The organism is Janthinobacterium sp. CG3, from assembly GCF_000344615.1.
GTDB lineage: Bacteria > Pseudomonadota > Gammaproteobacteria > Burkholderiales > Burkholderiaceae_D > Janthinobacterium.
Window position 1 is genome coordinate 2,086,535 of the sequence record NZ_KB467824.1, and the last position, 15,396, is coordinate 2,101,930.

At 66.8% G+C, this 15,396-nt stretch carries 13 protein-coding genes; 7 read left to right on the top strand and 6 right to left on the bottom strand.

Annotated features, from left to right (window positions below):
• Positions 1–4 precede the first annotated feature (4 nt).
• Positions 5–754, top strand: a complete 750-nt coding sequence (locus tag JANGC3_RS0108970; protein WP_017876154.1) for a LytR/AlgR family response regulator transcription factor — start codon at positions 5–7, stop codon at positions 752–754.
• Between the two features lie 49 nt (positions 755–803).
• Positions 804–2,099 (top strand): hypothetical protein, encoded by a 1,296-nt coding sequence (locus JANGC3_RS0108975; RefSeq protein ID WP_017876155.1) that lies wholly within the window; start codon positions 804–806, stop codon positions 2,097–2,099.
• Positions 2,100–2,129: 30 nt separating this feature from the next.
• Here the strand turns inward: JANGC3_RS0108975 and JANGC3_RS0108980 are convergent, their stop codons facing one another.
• The 3 genes from JANGC3_RS0108980 to JANGC3_RS28895 are packed head-to-tail and all read right to left on the bottom strand — an operon-like array spanning position 2,130 to position 5,584.
• Positions 2,130–3,596: an ATP-binding protein gene (locus JANGC3_RS0108980; protein ID WP_017876156.1), complete on the bottom strand. Its 1,467-nt coding sequence runs from the start codon at positions 3,594–3,596 to the stop codon at positions 2,130–2,132.
• On the bottom strand, positions 3,589–4,305 hold the full coding sequence (locus JANGC3_RS0108985) for a response regulator (protein WP_017876157.1): 717 nt from the start codon (positions 4,303–4,305) through the stop codon (positions 3,589–3,591). The genes JANGC3_RS0108980 and JANGC3_RS0108985 overlap by 8 nt, the downstream gene beginning before the upstream one ends.
• Positions 4,295–5,584, bottom strand: a complete 1,290-nt coding sequence (locus JANGC3_RS28895) for an ABC transporter substrate-binding protein (RefSeq protein WP_232429681.1) — start codon at positions 5,582–5,584, stop codon at positions 4,295–4,297. Before JANGC3_RS28895 ends, JANGC3_RS0108985 begins: the two co-directional genes overlap by 11 nt.
• A gap of 466 nt (positions 5,585–6,050) precedes the next feature.
• On the opposite strand from JANGC3_RS28895, the gene JANGC3_RS0108995 reads away from it, so the two are divergent.
• The 5 genes from JANGC3_RS0108995 to JANGC3_RS0109015 all read left to right on the top strand — a co-directional run bounded on the left by JANGC3_RS0108995 (position 6,051) and on the right by JANGC3_RS0109015 (position 11,684).
• Complete coding sequence (locus JANGC3_RS0108995) at positions 6,051–7,301, top strand: ABC transporter substrate-binding protein (protein WP_026132753.1); 1,251 nt, start codon at positions 6,051–6,053, stop codon at positions 7,299–7,301.
• Positions 7,302–7,409: 108 nt separating this feature from the next.
• A complete protein-coding gene (locus JANGC3_RS0109000) occupies positions 7,410–8,324 on the top strand; it encodes a carbohydrate ABC transporter permease (RefSeq protein WP_026132754.1) in 915 nt (304 codons plus the stop codon).
• Positions 8,325–8,336: 12 nt separating this feature from the next.
• A complete protein-coding gene (locus JANGC3_RS0109005) occupies positions 8,337–9,185 on the top strand; it encodes a carbohydrate ABC transporter permease (RefSeq protein WP_017876161.1) in 849 nt (282 codons plus the stop codon).
• Between the two features lie 25 nt (positions 9,186–9,210).
• Complete coding sequence (locus JANGC3_RS0109010; protein WP_017876162.1) at positions 9,211–10,344, top strand: ABC transporter ATP-binding protein; 1,134 nt, start codon at positions 9,211–9,213, stop codon at positions 10,342–10,344.
• A 104-nt stretch (positions 10,345–10,448) separates the two neighbouring features.
• Positions 10,449–11,684, top strand: a complete 1,236-nt coding sequence (locus JANGC3_RS0109015) for a maltoporin (protein ID WP_017876163.1) — start codon at positions 10,449–10,451, stop codon at positions 11,682–11,684.
• 144 nt (positions 11,685–11,828) lie between these two features.
• Here JANGC3_RS0109015 and JANGC3_RS28900 read toward each other — a convergent pair whose 3' ends face one another.
• The 3 genes from JANGC3_RS28900 to JANGC3_RS0109030 all read right to left on the bottom strand — a co-directional run bounded on the left by JANGC3_RS28900 (position 11,829) and on the right by JANGC3_RS0109030 (position 15,396).
• Positions 11,829–12,848 (bottom strand): hypothetical protein, encoded by a 1,020-nt coding sequence (locus JANGC3_RS28900; RefSeq protein ID WP_198292012.1) that lies wholly within the window; start codon positions 12,846–12,848, stop codon positions 11,829–11,831.
• Between the two features lie 246 nt (positions 12,849–13,094).
• Positions 13,095–14,159 (bottom strand): LacI family DNA-binding transcriptional regulator, encoded by a 1,065-nt coding sequence (locus tag JANGC3_RS0109025; protein ID WP_035787569.1) that lies wholly within the window; start codon positions 14,157–14,159, stop codon positions 13,095–13,097.
• A gap of 118 nt (positions 14,160–14,277) precedes the next feature.
• The gene (locus JANGC3_RS0109030) at positions 14,278–15,396 is read right to left on the bottom strand and encodes an ABC transporter ATP-binding protein (protein ID WP_017876166.1); all 1,119 of its coding nucleotides are present in this window, start codon (positions 15,394–15,396) and stop codon (positions 14,278–14,280) included.

Genomic DNA, 15,396 nt, shown 5'->3' on the forward strand with positions numbered 1-15,396 from the left:
GCCGATGCGCCTGCTGATCGTCGACGACGAGGAACCCGGCCGGGTGAACCTACGCTATTCGCTGGCGGCGCACCCGGAATGCGCCATCGTCGCCGAATGCGCCAGTGCCGCGAGCGCGCGCGAGGCGCTGGCGAGCCTGGAAATCGATGTCGTCTTCCTCGATATCCAAATGCCGCAGGAGACCGGATTGTCGCTGGCGCGCGCCTTGAGCTTGCAAACGGAGCCGCCGCTGATTATCTTCGTCACCGCGCACAGCGTCCACGCGATCGCGGCATTCGAAGTGCATGCGCTCGACTATTTGCTCAAGCCGGTCGACGACGCGCGCCTGGCGCAAGCGGTGCAACGGGCCGCGGCCATGCTCGCGCAGCGCCAGCGCCGGGCCTATGGCGAGGCGCTGCGGGGATATGTCGGCGCCGCCGCCTCGCCCTATTTGGAGCAAATCAGCGTACGCTCGGTCGGCCGCATCGACCAGGTCAGCGTCGGCAACATACAATGGATCGAATCGGCCGGCAACTACGTCCACCTCCACACCGCCGGGCACAGCCTGCTGCACCGGGTCGCGCTCAGCCGCCTGGAGCCGCACCTGGACCCCGCGCAGTTCCTGCGCGTGCATCGCCGCGCCATCGTCCGGCGCGCACAACTCGCGACTCTGGTAGTGGCAGGCGATGGCTGCTATCTGCTCACGCTGCGCTGCGGCGCCCAGGTGCCGGTCAGCGAACGCCATGTGCAGTTAGTCAGGACGGCGATGCAGTGACACAATCCACTATACTTTGAGAATCGATGTATTCACGGGGGAAGAGATAGTGACTGACGTTCAGAAGGATGATGCCGGCGCAAACGCCATCCCCGGCCAGCGGACGCCGACGGCGCTCGACGCCGTCGCCGAACGCTACGTCAAATCGGCGCTGGCCATCGGCCAGCACGACGCCGCCTATGTCGACGCCTATTACGGCCCGCCGCAGTGGCAGCATGAGGCACAGCGCCAGCCTCAGGATCTGGCCACCATTCGCGCCGGCGTGGACGCCGCGCTGCGGCTGCTGTCGGAGCAGCACCCCACGCGGCGCGACGAGGTGTGGCGCGCCGCCTGCCTCGGCAAGCAATTGCGCTCAATGCTGGCGCGCCTGGAGATGCTGGGCGGCGCGGCACTGGGCTTCGACGAGGAAACCGCACGCCTGTACGACGCCGTTTCGCCGCACCATCCGCGCGCCTATTACGAGAATCTGGTGGCGGAAATCGCGCAGTTGCTGCCCGGGCCGGGCACCGTCAGCGAGCGGGTGCAGGCTTTCCGCGGCCAACTGGCGATCCCGCCCGACAAAATCGGCGCCGTGATGGATGCGGCGATCCGCGCCGGCCGCGAGCGTACGCTGGAATACATCGCCCTGCCCCCGGGTGAAAACTTCGTTCTCGAACTGGTCACGGACAAGCCCTGGAGCGGCTACAACTGGTATAAGGGCAATTTCCAGAGCGTCATCCAGATCAACGTCGACTTGCCTGTGTATATCGACCGCGCGGTCGACCTGGGTTGCCACGAGGCCTATCCCGGCCACCACGTCTACAACGTGCTGCTGGAGCAGGACCTGATGCGCGCCAAGGGCTGGCTCGAATACAGCGTCTACCCGCTGTTTTCGCCGCAGTCGCTGATCGCCGAGGGCACCGCCAACTATGGCATCGAGCTGGCGTTCAGCGAGGACGAGCGGCTGGCCTTCGAGCAGCAAGTGCTGTATCCGCTGGCCGGCCTCGACGCCAGTCTGGCGCCGCGCTACGCCGAATTAAACCGCCTGCTGGCAAAGCTCAACTATGTCGACAACGACGTCGCGATGCACTACCTGGCCGGCGACTTGACGCGCGCGCAGGCGATCGAGTGGCTGGTCAACGTGCGCCTGTATCCGACCGAAAAGGCGGCGCAGCGCCTGCAGTTCTACGACGCCATGCGCGGCTACGTCATCACCTATAACCTGGGCGAAGACATGGCCAGGGAGTATATCCGGCGCCATAGCACCGAGTCGGACCCGGAGCGGGCGAAGGCGCAGCGCTGGGCCGCGTTCCGCGAGCTGATGGCGTCGCCGCGCCCGCCCAGCGCCTTGCGCGAAGCGGTGTAGGGCGTTGGCGGGTCGCGGACGCAGTAACGCTCACTGAGCCGGCAGGCTGATGGTGGCGACCAGGCCGCCGTCGGGGTGGTTCTGCAGCGTCAGCTCGCCGCCGTGTGCCTGCACGATGCTGCGGGCGATGCCGAGGCCCAGCCCCATGCCGTCGGCGTTCTGGTCGCGCCCGTGCTCCAGCCGCACATAGGGCTGGAACAGGCTGCCGAAGGCGTCTTCCGGCACGCCCGGGCCGTGGTCGCGGATGCGGATGGCGACGTGGCCGGCCTCGCGGTGCGCCGAAATTTCCGCCGTTTTCCCGTAATACAGCGCGTTGTCGAGCAGGTTGCCGATGGCCCGCTTCAGCGCCAGCGGCTTGGCCGTCACGCTCAGGCCGCACTCGGTGAAGCGCACCTGGTGTCCGCCCAGCTGGGTGCCGCGGACGATGCGCTGCAACAGCGCGTCGAGCCGCACCTCGGTGGCGTTTTCGTGGATGTCGCTGTCCTTGACGCATTGCAGCGCGCCCTTGACCATCATGTCGAGTTCGTCCAAATCGTCGTGAAATTCATTGCGCAGGTCGTCGTCGTCGAGCAGTTCGGTGCGCAGCTTCAGGCGCGTGATCGGCGTGCGCAGGTCGTGCGAGATCGACACGAACAGGCGCTCGCGGTCTTCCAGATAGCGTTGGATGCGCTCGCGCATGGCGCTGAAGGCACGCGCCGTCTTGACGAATTCGCGGCTGCCGGTTTCCGGCAAGTCCGGCGTATTCTCCCCCTTGCCGAAGGCTTCGGCGGCGTCCGACAGCGCCGCCAGCGGCCGCGTGGTCCAGCGCACCACCAGGATCGACAGCAGCAGCACCGCCGCCAGCGACAGTCCCTGTAGCAGCACCCGGTCGCGCGAGAGCGGATTGCCGCTGTCGAGGAAGTACGGGTTCGGCATCAGCGCGGCCAGGTACAACCAGTTGCCCGGCTCCAGTTCCGCCTGGATCACCAGGATAGGCGCCGGGTTCGGCTGCGCTAGCAGGATGTGCTGGACCCAGCTGGCCGGCAGGTCGGCGATTTTGGAGCCGCTGTCGGACACCGTCAGTTGCTCCGGCCACGCCAGCGCGACTTGGTAATGGGCCAGTTGCGGCAGGTCGGCCTTGAGCGTGGCGCCGACGTTGTCGACGACGGTGCCGGCCAGCGCCAGCGGTTCGATGGCGGCGATCGCCAGCGGCGCGCGGTTGACGTTGACGAAAAAGCGCGTGCCGCCCATTTCGCGGAACTGCTGGATCAGGATGGGCCGGTAGTTGACCGGCAGGCTGAGGAAGAAGCGCACGGTGCCGGCGGCGCTGTGGGCGATGTGCTGCGAGGCGATGCGCGCCTCGACCTCGGCGTCCTTGCGCAGCTGCGCGCCCCAGATCAGGTTGCCCACCAGTTGCGTTAGCAGCACGCCGGCCACCATCACCACCGACAACCGCCCCAGCAGCGACTGCGGCAGCAGCCAGGCCAGCGCCCGCGCGTAGCGGCTGGCCTCAGGCATGGGCGCTGCTGACGTCGGCCGAGAACACGTAGCCGGCGCCGCGCACGGTCTTGATCAACAGCGGCTGTTTGCCGTCGTCGTGCAGGCGCAGCCGCAGGCGGCTGATCTGCACGTCCAGCGAGCGGTCCAGCGGGCCGGCGTCGCGGCCGCGGGTTTGCTCGCACAGCGCGCTGCGGTCGAGGATGTCGCCCGGGTGCTCGACGAAGTATTTCAGCAGCTGGAAGTCGAGCCCCGTCAGCGGCACCGCCGCGCCGGACGGGTCGGTGACGCTGCGCTCGACGGTGTCGAGCGTGAAGCCGACGAAGCGGTAGTAGCGCGGCGGTGCGGCGGCGTTGTCGAGACCGGCGCGGCGGTGGATCGCCTTGATCCGCGCCAGCAGCTCGCGCGGGCTGTAGGGCTTGGCGATGTAGTCGTCGGCGCCCAGCTCCAGGCCGACCACGCGGTCGGTCTCGTCGGAGCTGGCGGTGAGCATGATGATCGGTACGTTCGAGCGCGCCCGCACGATTTTGCACAACGCGAAGCCGTCCGTGTCGGGCAGCATCACGTCGAGGATCACCAGCGACAGCTCGGCGGCGCCGCGGTGGAACTCGGCCAGGAAGGCCTCGCCGTTGTGCGCCAGCGCCACCTCGTACTGGTTCTTTTCCAGATAGGCCTTGAGCAGCATCCGGGTTTTCTGGTCGTCGTCGACGATGAGGATTTTACGTGCCATTGCCGCGTCCCTTTCCTTGTTTTGTCAGCGCCTGCACCATCGCGCCGATGCGCCGCTGGGTGTCGGCGGCGCTGACCTGGTCGCCGGTGAAGAAGCGCTGCACCTCGGCGATGATGGCGTCCTTGCTGGCCTCGTCGGTGGCCATGCGGTGCACGAAGCTGGGCGCCTGCTGCGCTGCGCCGCGGCCGAACGCCTGCGCCGAGGCGCGCGCGCAGCTGTCCATTTTCGACTGGTCGGCGCCGCGCAGCACCGAAATCGAGCCCTTGATCTGGTTGTACTCGAACTGCGCCGGCGCCGCCGTCACCACCTGCGCCAGCTTTTCCTGCGCCGCCTGGTGCTTGTAGTCGGCGGCGAACATGGCCAGCGTGTCGATGCTGTAGAGGTGGTAGTTGGCGGTCTCCGGCACGGCGACGCAGCCGAAGCCGTCGTCGGTGGCGATGCCCCAGGCGTTCAGCTCGCCCTTGACCCAGTCGCCCATGATGAACATGCCCGCCTCGCCGTCGGCGAACTGGCGCGCCGCCTCGCTCCACGGCCGCTCGCGCAGCGGCTGCGGCATCCACTGCTTGAGCGACTTCAGGCGCGTGAGCGCGCGCAGCAGGCGCGCGTCGGCGAAGGCCGCCGGGCTCATTTGCACGAACAGCTCGCGGTAGTAGGCCGGCCCGCCCTCCGCCAGCACCAGCGTCTCGAACAAGGTCGCCACCTGCCAGGCCTCGGCGCTTTGCGCCAGCGGCGTCACGCCGCCCTGCTTCAACTGCGCGGCGACGCGCTCGAACTCGGCCCAGGTCTTGGGCGGCAGCAGGCCGAGCCGGTTGAACACCTTGCGGTTGTAGAACAGCGTGTTGATACGGTGGATGCCGAGCGGCGCGGCCATCACGTGGCCGCGGTTCTGCAACTGCGCCCACGCGGTCGGGTACATCTGCGCGCCCCAGTTGCCGCTGGCCGCCACGCCGTCGAGTTGCAGCAGCAGGCCAAGCTCGGCCCATTCGACCAGGCTGAAGCCGATCAACTGCATCGCCTCGGGCGAGTTGCCGGCCAGGACGCGGCTCTTCATCACCTTGCTGGCGCCGACGCCGGCGCCGCCGGGAATGGCGGCGTCGCGCCATTCGATGTTGTCGGCGGCCAGCCGCGTCACCAGGGAGTTGACGGCCTTGCGCTCGCTGGCCGAGGTCAGCCAGTGCAGCACCTGCAGCGACTCGGCGCGCGCCGCCCCCATCAGGCTCAGGCCGAGCAGCGCCCAGGCCATACCGCGACCGGCGCGCGCGCGTAGTCGGTCAATCACGCGTGATTGCATCACTCTCTTGTCCCCTGTCCGCACCGTTATACGCCTTTTTTTATGCGACAGACTATAGCTTAACTGAACCCGTCTGGGTGGGTAAGTAAGCGTCCCGATTTGTAAGGAAGCGTAAGGTTTTGTTGCGCTTTCTGTTCGTGGGTTGGGCCGCCCACTTTCAAGCAACGGCGTACCCCTGGGCTCAGACGTGTCGCCTTGGCGCGGAGGGTCTGACCCCGGATTTACGCCTCTGCCTGAAACGCCGCCAACGTCGCGCTGCGTAAAGTTTTGTAACAGGGCCCTCCGCCCTTTTAGCCAACTTGTTCAATTAAATCAAACACATAACATAGTCCAATGACAACGGCGTGACGATGGTGGTGTCACATTTTCATGGGTGCTACTGTCCGTCCACTGCAACGCGCCACACCGCGTCCAACCCTGCAGGCCACCAAAAAAAAAACACTGGAGATAAGCTATGCAATCCGTTCGTATGATTCGCGCCGCCGCGCTCGGCACCCTGCTGACCGCCACCGGCGCCCAGGCCGGTACCCTGACCATCGAGAGCTGGCGGGTGGACGACAAGGCGCTGTGGGAAACCGTGCTGATTCCGGCCTTCCAGAAGAAGAACCCCGGCATCGAGGTCAAGTTCGCGCCGACCGCGCCGACCGAATACGACTCCAGCCTGACCGCCCGCCTGGCCGGCGGCACCGGCGGCGACCTGCTGGCCTGCCGCCCGTTCGACGTCTCGCTGTCGCTGTACAAGCGCGGCCACCTGGACAAACTCGACGGCAAAACCGGCATGGAAAATTTCCCGGCCTCTGCCAAGGTGGCCTGGCAGACCGACAACGGCAAGGACACCTTTTGCATGCCGATCGCCTCGGTGATGCACGGCTTCCTGTACAACAAAAAGATCTTCAAGGAGCTGAACCTGCAAGCGCCGAAGACCGAGGCCGATTTCTTCAAGGTGCTGGAAACCGTCAAGAAAAGCGGCAAGTACGCGCCGCTGGCGCTCGGCACCGCCGACCAGTGGGAGTCGAACCAGGTCATGTTCACCAGCATCGGCGCCAACTATTGGAAAGGCGAGGAAGGCCGCCAGGCGCTCATCGCCGGCAAGGCCAAGTTCACCGACCCGCAATTCGTCGCGGCCTGGGACTATGAAGCCAAGGTCGGCAGCTACCTGGGCAAGGGCGCCAGCGCCCAGACCTACGGCGACAGCCAGAACCAGTTCGCGCTCGGCAAGGCGGCGATCTACCCGACCGGCTCGTGGGACATTTCGTACTTCAACCAGGACCCGTCGCTGGAACTGGGCGCGTTCCCGCCGCCGGTGCGCAAGGCCGGCGACAAGTGCTACATCTCGGACCACACCGACATCGGCATGGCCGTCAACGCCAAGTCGAAGAACAAGGCCGACGCCTACAAGTTCATGGCCTGGCTCGGCTCGCAGGAGTTCGCCGACATCTACACCAACAAAGTGACCGGCTTCTTCTCGCTGTCGAACCACCTGATTACGGTGAAGGACCCGGTCGCCAAGCAAATGATCGAGTGGCGCTCCACCTGCGCCTCGACCATCCGCCTGAACGCCCAGGTGCTCAACCGCGGCGAGCCTAGCATGGAAAACGAGCTGTGGAACGTCAACGCGCAAGTCCTGAACGGCAAGATGGCCGGCAAGGACGCCGCCAAGCAGATCCAAGCCGGCTTCGCCAAGTGGTACAAGCCGCAGCAGTGATCAGCACCTTTAGTTAGCAGCATCACCCGTCCTCCCCCCATGCCTGGCAACGGCGTGGTTTTGCCGGCGGCGCCGCCGCCGGTTTTTTCTTCCGTTTGGAGTACAGCTGTGAAAAGAGCTTTTCCATGGCATGTGGTTGTGTTTCTCGCGCCGGCGGTGCTGGTGTACTCGCTGTTTAGCGCGCTGCCATTGCTCGACACCCTGCGCCTGGGCTTCTACGCCACCAGCGAGTCCGGCCACTACAGCTTCGCCGGCCTGTCCAACTACGCCACCATCCTGCTCGATCCGCAATGGTCGCAGGCGTTCTGGAACGCAATGTGGAACAACCTGAAGTTCTTCCTGATTCACATGCTGCTGCAAAACCCCATCGGCCTGCTGCTGGCCACCCTGTTCAGCCTGAAGGGCCTGCGGGGCGAGCGCACCTACCGCACCCTGATTTTCCTGCCGACGCTGCTGTCGGTCGTCATCATCGGCTTCATCTGGCAACTCATCCTGTCGCCGCTGTGGGGCGTCGGCGAGTCGCTGATGGGCGCCGTCGGGCTGGCCGATTTCTTCGCGCCGTGGCTGGGCCAGGAGTCGACCGCGCTGCTGACCATCGCGCTGGTCTCGGTGTGGCAGTACATCGGCATTCCGATGATGCTGATCTACGCGGCGCTGCTGGCGGTGCCCGAAGAGATCATCGAAGCGGCCCACGCCGAGGGAGCCGGCGCCCTGCGCATTTTCTGGGAGATCAAGCTGCCGCTGATCTGGCCGACGCTGGGGCTGGTGACGATTTTGACCTTCGTCGCCAACTTCAACGCCTTCGACCTGGTGTATTCGGTCAAGGGCGCGCTGGCCGGGCCGAACTACGCCACCGACATCCTCGGCACCCTCTTCTACCGCACCTTCTTCGGCTACCAGGCGCAGATCGGCAGCCCGACGATGGGCGCGGCGGTGGCCACGCTGATGTTCCTGGTGATCCTGGTCGGCGTCGGCGTGTACTTCTTTTTCGTGCAGCGCAAGCTGACACGCTACGAACTGTAAGGAGGCAAAGCCATGAAACAGTCTGCAAAATCGCTCTACCGGCCGCTGGGGAAAGCCGGCGTGCACACGCTACTGGGCGGCTACACCCTGGTCGCCCTGTTCCCGATCTTCCTGATCCTGATTAATTCGGTCAAGAGCCGCGCGGCGATCTTCGCCAACCCGCTGGCGCTGCCGACGCCGGAGACGTTCTCGCTGATCGGCTTCCACAAGGTGCTGGCCAACTCGAACTTCCTGCTCTACTTCGGCAACAGCCTGGTCGTCACGCTGGTGTCGCTGGTGTGCATCGTGCTGTTCGGCGCGATGGCGGCCTGGGCCCTGTCCGAGTACCGGTTCCCGGCCAGCCGCTGGATGACCTTGTACCTGGCGATCGGCATCATGATCCCGATCCGCCTGGGCACCGTGTCGATCCTGGAACTGGTGGTCAAGCTCGACCTGATCAACACGCTGACGGCGCTGGTCCTGGTGTACACGGCGCAGGGCCTGCCGCTGGCGGTGATGATCCTGTCCGAATTCGTGCGCCAGGTGCCGCGCGAGCTGAAAGACGCGGCGCGCTGCGACGGCGTCGGCGAATACAAGATCTTCTTCCAGGTGATTTTGCCGCTGATCCGCCCGGCGATCGCCACCGTCGCCGTGTTCACCATGATCCCGGCCTGGAACGACCTGTGGTTCCCCTTGATCCTGGCGCCGTCCGACCAGACCAAGACCGTCACGCTGGGCGTGCAGCAATTCATCGGGCAGTACGTGACCGACTGGAATTCGGTGCTGGCGGCGCTGTCGCTGGCGGTGATCCCGGTGCTGCTGATGTACGTCGTTTTTTCCCGTCAACTGATCCGCGGCCTGACCTCCGGCGCGGTCAAATAATCGCGGTCAACCAATGAGGTGTTATATGGCGAACGTTAGTCTGAAACAAATCCGCAAATCCTACGACGGCAAGCACGACGTGCTGGCAGGGATCGACCTGGACATCGCGCACGGCGAATTCGCCGTGCTGGTCGGCCCCTCCGGCTGCGGCAAATCGACCCTGCTGCGCATGCTGTGCGGCCTCGAATCGATCAGCGGCGGCACGCTGTCCATCGGCGACCAGGTGGTCAACGAGCTGCCGCCGTCCGAGCGCGGCATCGCGATGGTGTTCCAGTCGTATGCGCTGTACCCGCACATGACGGTGTACAAAAACATGGCCTTCGGCCTGAAGATCGCCGGCGAGAACAAGGCCGCCATCGCGGCGCGCGTCAGGCACGCCGCCGACATCCTGAAGATCGACCACCTGCTGGAACGGCTGCCGCGCGAACTGTCCGGCGGCCAGCGCCAGCGCGTCGCCATCGGCCGCGCCATCGTGCGCGAACCGAAGCTGTTCCTGTTCGACGAACCGCTGTCGAACCTGGACGCGGCGCTGCGCGTGCAGACCCGCCTGGAGATCGCCAAGCTGCACCGCCAGCTCGGCGCCACCATCGTCTACGTGACGCACGACCAGGTCGAGGCGATGACGCTGGGCGACAAGATCGTGGTGATGAACGAGGGCCATATCCAGCAGGCCGGCACGCCGCTGGAACTGTACCAGCAGCCGGCCAACCTGTTCGTCGCCGGCTTCATCGGCTCGCCGAAGATGAACCTGTTCGCCGGCACCGTGAGCGGCGTCGACGCCGACGGCCTGCGGGTGCAACTGGCCAGCGGCCAGCAGGTGCGCGCCGACGTCGACAGCGCCGGCGCGCGCATCGGCGACGCCGTCACGGTCGGCCTGCGCGCCGAGCACGTCGGGGAGGACGGCCGCGACGGCGCCAGCTTCGCCGGCGTCATCAACATCGTCGAGCACCTGGGCGAGGCCAACTTCATTTACCTGACGCTACACAACGGCCAGGACCTGGTGCTGCGCGGCGACGGCAACCAGCTGGTGCGCATCGGCGCGGCGCTGACGGTGTCGGCGGCCAGCGCAGCCTTCCACGTGTTCGACGCCGGCGGCCGCGCGCTGCGGCGCAAGAAGCCCGGAAACATGCTGTCGTCGAAGCAGCCGCTGGCGGCCTGACGGTAAGCGCAAGAATTGTAGGAATTGAATCGGCGACGGTTCGACGCGTGGTGCCCGCCCAAGGGCACAAATTTTTCATAACTATAAAGAGAAGAAGGAGATGTATGAAACACCCTATTTTGAAATCGCTCTCGCTGGCCACCACCCTCGTACTGGCCTTCGGCCAGGTCCAGGCCAGTGACGCGGAAGGCGAATACCACGGCTACTTCCGCGCCGGCGTCGGCACCAGCTCGAACAACCGCGGCCCGCAAGCCTGCTACGGCCTGGGCGGCAACACCATGCGCTACCGCCTGGGCAACGAGTGCGACACCTACGGCGAATTCGAATACCTGAAAGAAATGGTCAAGCCGATCAACGGCGTCAGCTTCGTCGGCCACGTCATGCTCGACGCCTACACCGGCAGTTCGAACGTCAGCGCCTCCGACATCGGCGTGGCGAAAATGTACGTCGAGGCCAAGGGCATCCCCGAGCTGAACGGCGGCACCGCGTGGATCGGCAAGCGCTACTACATGCGCCCGGACATCCACTTCCTCGATCTGCAATACGTCAACATGAACGGCACCGGCGGGGGTATCGACCAGTACAAGGTGGGGCCGGGGCGTCTCAGCTACGGCTTCTTCAAGGACAAGGACAAGGTCGGCACGTCGGCGATCCGGCAGAACCTGGTGTACCAGGGCATCCCGACCAACCAGGACGGCACGGTGGAAGTGCTGACCTCCTTCATCCGCCCCGACATCAAGGACGACACCACCCATGGCGGCTGGCAGCTGACGTTGCTGCACAAGCAGGACAAGGTCTTCGGCGGCGGCAATACCATCGGCCTGCAGCACGGCGTCGGCCCCGGCACCGGCAAGGGCGGCCAGTGCTGCGACCGCATGGGCACCACCGGCGACATCAAGAACGGCTCGGACGTGACGCGCACGCGCCTGTTCGACTCGCTGTGGATCCAACCGACGGCGAACTGGAGCGCCGAACTGGTGGCGCTGGTGCAGCGCGACAAATCGAACGCGTCCGGCGGCACCTCGACCTGGACCTCGCTCGGCATGCGCCCGGTGTACGCGCTGTCGGACCACTTCAAGCTGCAGTTCGAGCTGGGCACCGACCGCGTCACCTCGCCGACCGGCGGCGCCGCGCAGCGCCTGACCAAGTTCACCTTCGCGCCGACGCTGACGGCCGGCAAGGGATATTGGGACCGCCCGGAGCTGCGCGCGTTTATCACGCACGCGCGCTGGAACGACGCGGCCAGCGCCGCCGTCAACGCGGCCAACGAGTCGGGGCCGGTGTTTGGCAAGGCCACCAGCGGCACCTCGATCGGGCTGCAGGTCGAAACCTGGTTCTAAGCAGGTAGCGTAAAGCCGGCGCGGTTGTCGTAGGTCGGGTGAGCCGGAACGGCGTAACCCGACAACGTTGGCCCGGAGCAGCGCGTCTCGCTTCGGCCAACATTGTCGGGTTACGCCCGATGGGCTAATCCGACCTACGACACGCTAACTGAACGGCACCGTGGCCGGCCACGCCGTGATGCAATAGTGGGTGCGCCAGGGCTCGTGCGGCGCCAACATCACGCCGAGCCGGTCGGCCAGCGGGTGGCCGGGCGGCGCGCGCGCCACGCGCCCCAGGTCGAACAAGCTGTTAACCGGCTCCGCGCCAAGCGCGAAATGCCGGTCCAGCCACGGAAATTCGCTGCGCCCGCCGTTGCTTATCCACAGCATCAGGTCCGGCAAAGCGGCGTTGTCCCACCACAGCCCGACGCAGACTTCCTCGTCAAGATAATGCAGCGCCAGCGGCGGCTGGCCGGGACCGCGCCGCAGCCCGCGGATTTGCACCAGCTCTTCCGCCGCGCCGGCCAGCGGCAGGCGGCTCAGGTCCAGCGCGCCGCTACGCCCAAGCATGCGCGAGAGCGCGTCGGAGCGCGTATCCGGCAGCAGCCGCGACGCCACCGAGCCGGCCGCCACCGGATAGCTGAACACGCCGGCATGCGGCCCCGTTATCAGCTGAACCCGGCCGGGCGCCGCCGGCAGCCGGAAGGTCGGATGCAGGCCGAGCGGCAGGCGCGCGCGCCGCCGCGCGTGCACGGTGAGCGTGATGTCGAGCGTCGGACTGTGCGGATCGGCCTCGATGGTGCGCTCCACCCGCGCTATGTCCGACCCGGGCGGATAGTCGAGTGCCAGGCGCACCCGCAGCGGCCCCGCCTCCAGGCACTGCCACGGGTGGTGCGCGGCGTAGCCGTGCGACCAAGTGCGCTCCCGCTGGCGCGGCGCCCATCCGCCGGGCAAATCGTCGGGATAGTCGGCGCGCCCGAAAGGCACGCACGGCCACTCGCCACGCATGCGCCGCAGAATGCCGGGCAGGCTCCCGCTGCGCGCCTCGCCGGCCCATGGCGCGACGTGCAGCGCGTCCAGTTCCCGCCCGCCCGCGAGCCGAAAACGCAGGGGGCCGAGCATGCCGCCTAGCGCCTGCACGTCGGCGCTGCCGAAACGCCAATCCAGCTGCCAGAGCCGGCTCATGCGGCCCTGCTCCGCGCCTTGCCGCGGCATGCGCGCGGCCTCGTTGCGACGTGCTTCGCGTGATCTTGCGTGTCAGGCATGCTGGTCCCCGTTGGCGTCGTAGGCTGGACGGCGCAGCGCGTCCGGCATCGACTGTTATCGATAACAACAATGATAGCACGCTAGCCGAACATGCCAATGCCGAAGCGCGGGCAAGCGCGAAAAAAAGATCGAGGGGTGCCGCGCCGCGAAAACGGCGCGGGAAAATCAGGCGCTGTGCGTGCCCGGCGGCGCGCCGGAGGAGCCGCGCGCGATCAATGTGAATTCAAGCAGATGGTGGTCGGTCAGCTTGGCGTCGCCGGCGCGGCGCCGACGGATGTCCTCCAGCACCAGGCTGACGGCGGCGCGCGCCATGTCGGCGATAGGCTGGTGGATCGTGGTCAGCTCCGGCCAGACCGTGGTCGCCACCGGCGTATCGTCGAAGCCGCACACCGTCAGGTCGCCCGGTACCGACAGGTGCAAACCGTGGGCCACCGCCACCACGGCGGCGGCCATGTCGTCGTTGCTGGCGAAAATCGCGCTGGGCCGCTGCGCCCCCGCCAGCAACTGGCGCGCGGCGTCCAGACCGGAACGGTAGGTGAACAAGCCCTGGGCCACGCGCCCGGCCGCCACCGTCAGGCCGGCATCCTTCATGGCGTCCTGGAAGGCCCGGTAGCGCAGTTGCGCCGGCGTGTGTTTCGGGTCGCCCTTGATGAAGCCGATGTCGGTATGGCCGAGTTCCAGCAGGTAGCGCGTCATCGCCAGCGCCCCCTGGTAATCGTCGATGCGCACGGCCGGCACGCCGGCGCTGGGGCGCGCGGTGGCCACCGCCACGGTCGGCATGCCGATGTCGTGCAGCCGCTTCAGCGCCGACTTCGAATCGCACAGCGGCGGCGGCACCAGGATGCCGTCGGCGCCGGCGGCGATCAGCTTGTCGATCGCCGCCTGCTGGCCCTGCACGCCGTCGCAGCGCTCCAGGATCAACTGGCCGCCGCTCTGGCTGCACTGGTCCATCGCGCCGACCAGGAACTCGCTCAGGAAGGACGCGCTGGGGTGGCTATAGAGCAGGCCGATGCGCAAGGTGCCGGTGCGGGCGGCGCGCGCGGCCAGGTTCGGCTGGTACTTCAGCGCCTCCAGCGCCGCGTTGACCTTGGCGCGCGTGACGTCGCTGACGTTGGCGTGGCCGTTGATGACCCGCGAGACCGTCATCGCCGACACGCCGGCCACCCGCGCCACGTCGTAGACGGTCGCGCCGCTCAATCCACTTTCAGTTTGCTTGCTTGCGGCTGCCATCAGTCCTTTTTCCAGTGTCGGGTGATCGCGCGGCGCGACGATCGCTGCGCCGCGCCGACATCGGCGCTGGCGAATGAGCGCTGATTATACGACGCCCCCGCCCCGCGGCGGCTGGCCGTCAGCAAATCCGCCGTTCGCTGTCGCGGTCGAACAGCACCAGCTTGGCCAGGTCGATGATGAATTCGGCCTCCTGGCCGGCGCGGTAGTCGGCGTCGGCCGCCAGCCGCGCCGTCACCTCGTGGCCGGCCAGGCGCAGCAGCGTCAGCGTGTCCGGCCCGGTCGGCTCGGTCACCTCGACCACGGCGCGCACCTCGCGCGTGCTGGCGCTCTTGACCAGGTTGCCGTTGCCGATCGCCTCCGGGCGCAGGCCGGCGATCAGCTCGCGCCCGGCGTAGGCTTGCACCGCCGCGCTTTGCGGCGGCAGCGCCACCCGCAGCGGCGCGGCGCCGTCGACGCCGCCCACCAGCAGCGCCAGCCCGCCGGCGTCGCCGTCGCGCTCCAGCCGCGACGGCACCAGGTTCATCGACGGCGAGCCGATGAAGGTGGCGACGAAAATCGTGTTGGGCGTGTTGTACACCTCGGCCGGCGTGCCCAACTGCTGCAACTCGCCGCCCTTCATGACGGCGATGCGGGTGGCCAGCGTCATCGCCTCGATCTGGTCGTGGGTGACGTAGACGATGGTCGCGCCCAGGCGCTGGTGCAGCTTCTTGATCTCGGTGCGCATGTCGACGCGCAGCTTGGCGTCGAGGTTAGAGAGCGGCTCGTCGAACAGGAAGATCTTCGGCTTGCGCACCAGCGCGCGCCCCATCGCCACGCGCTGGCGCTGCCCGCCCGACAGTTGGCCGGGACGGCGCGACAGCAGCGACTCCATTTGCAGCATGCGCGCCACCTCCTTGACCGCCTTGGCGCGCTCGTCCTTGGGGACGCCGCGCATCTCCATGCCGAAGCTGATGTTCTGCTCGACCGACATGTTCGGGTACAGCGCGTACGACTGGAACACCATGGCGATGTCGCGCTTGCTCGGGTGCAGGTCGTTGACGCGCTGCGCGCCGATGCGGATGTCGCCCGAGCTGACCGTGTCCAGGCCGGCGATCATGCTCAGCAGGGTCGACTTGCCGCAGCCGGAAGGGCCGACCAGCACCAGGAACTCGCCGTCGTCGATGTCGATATTGATCTTTTTGAGGATCTCGGTCTGGCCGTACTGTTTGGATACATCGAGGATTTGCAGGGAAGACAT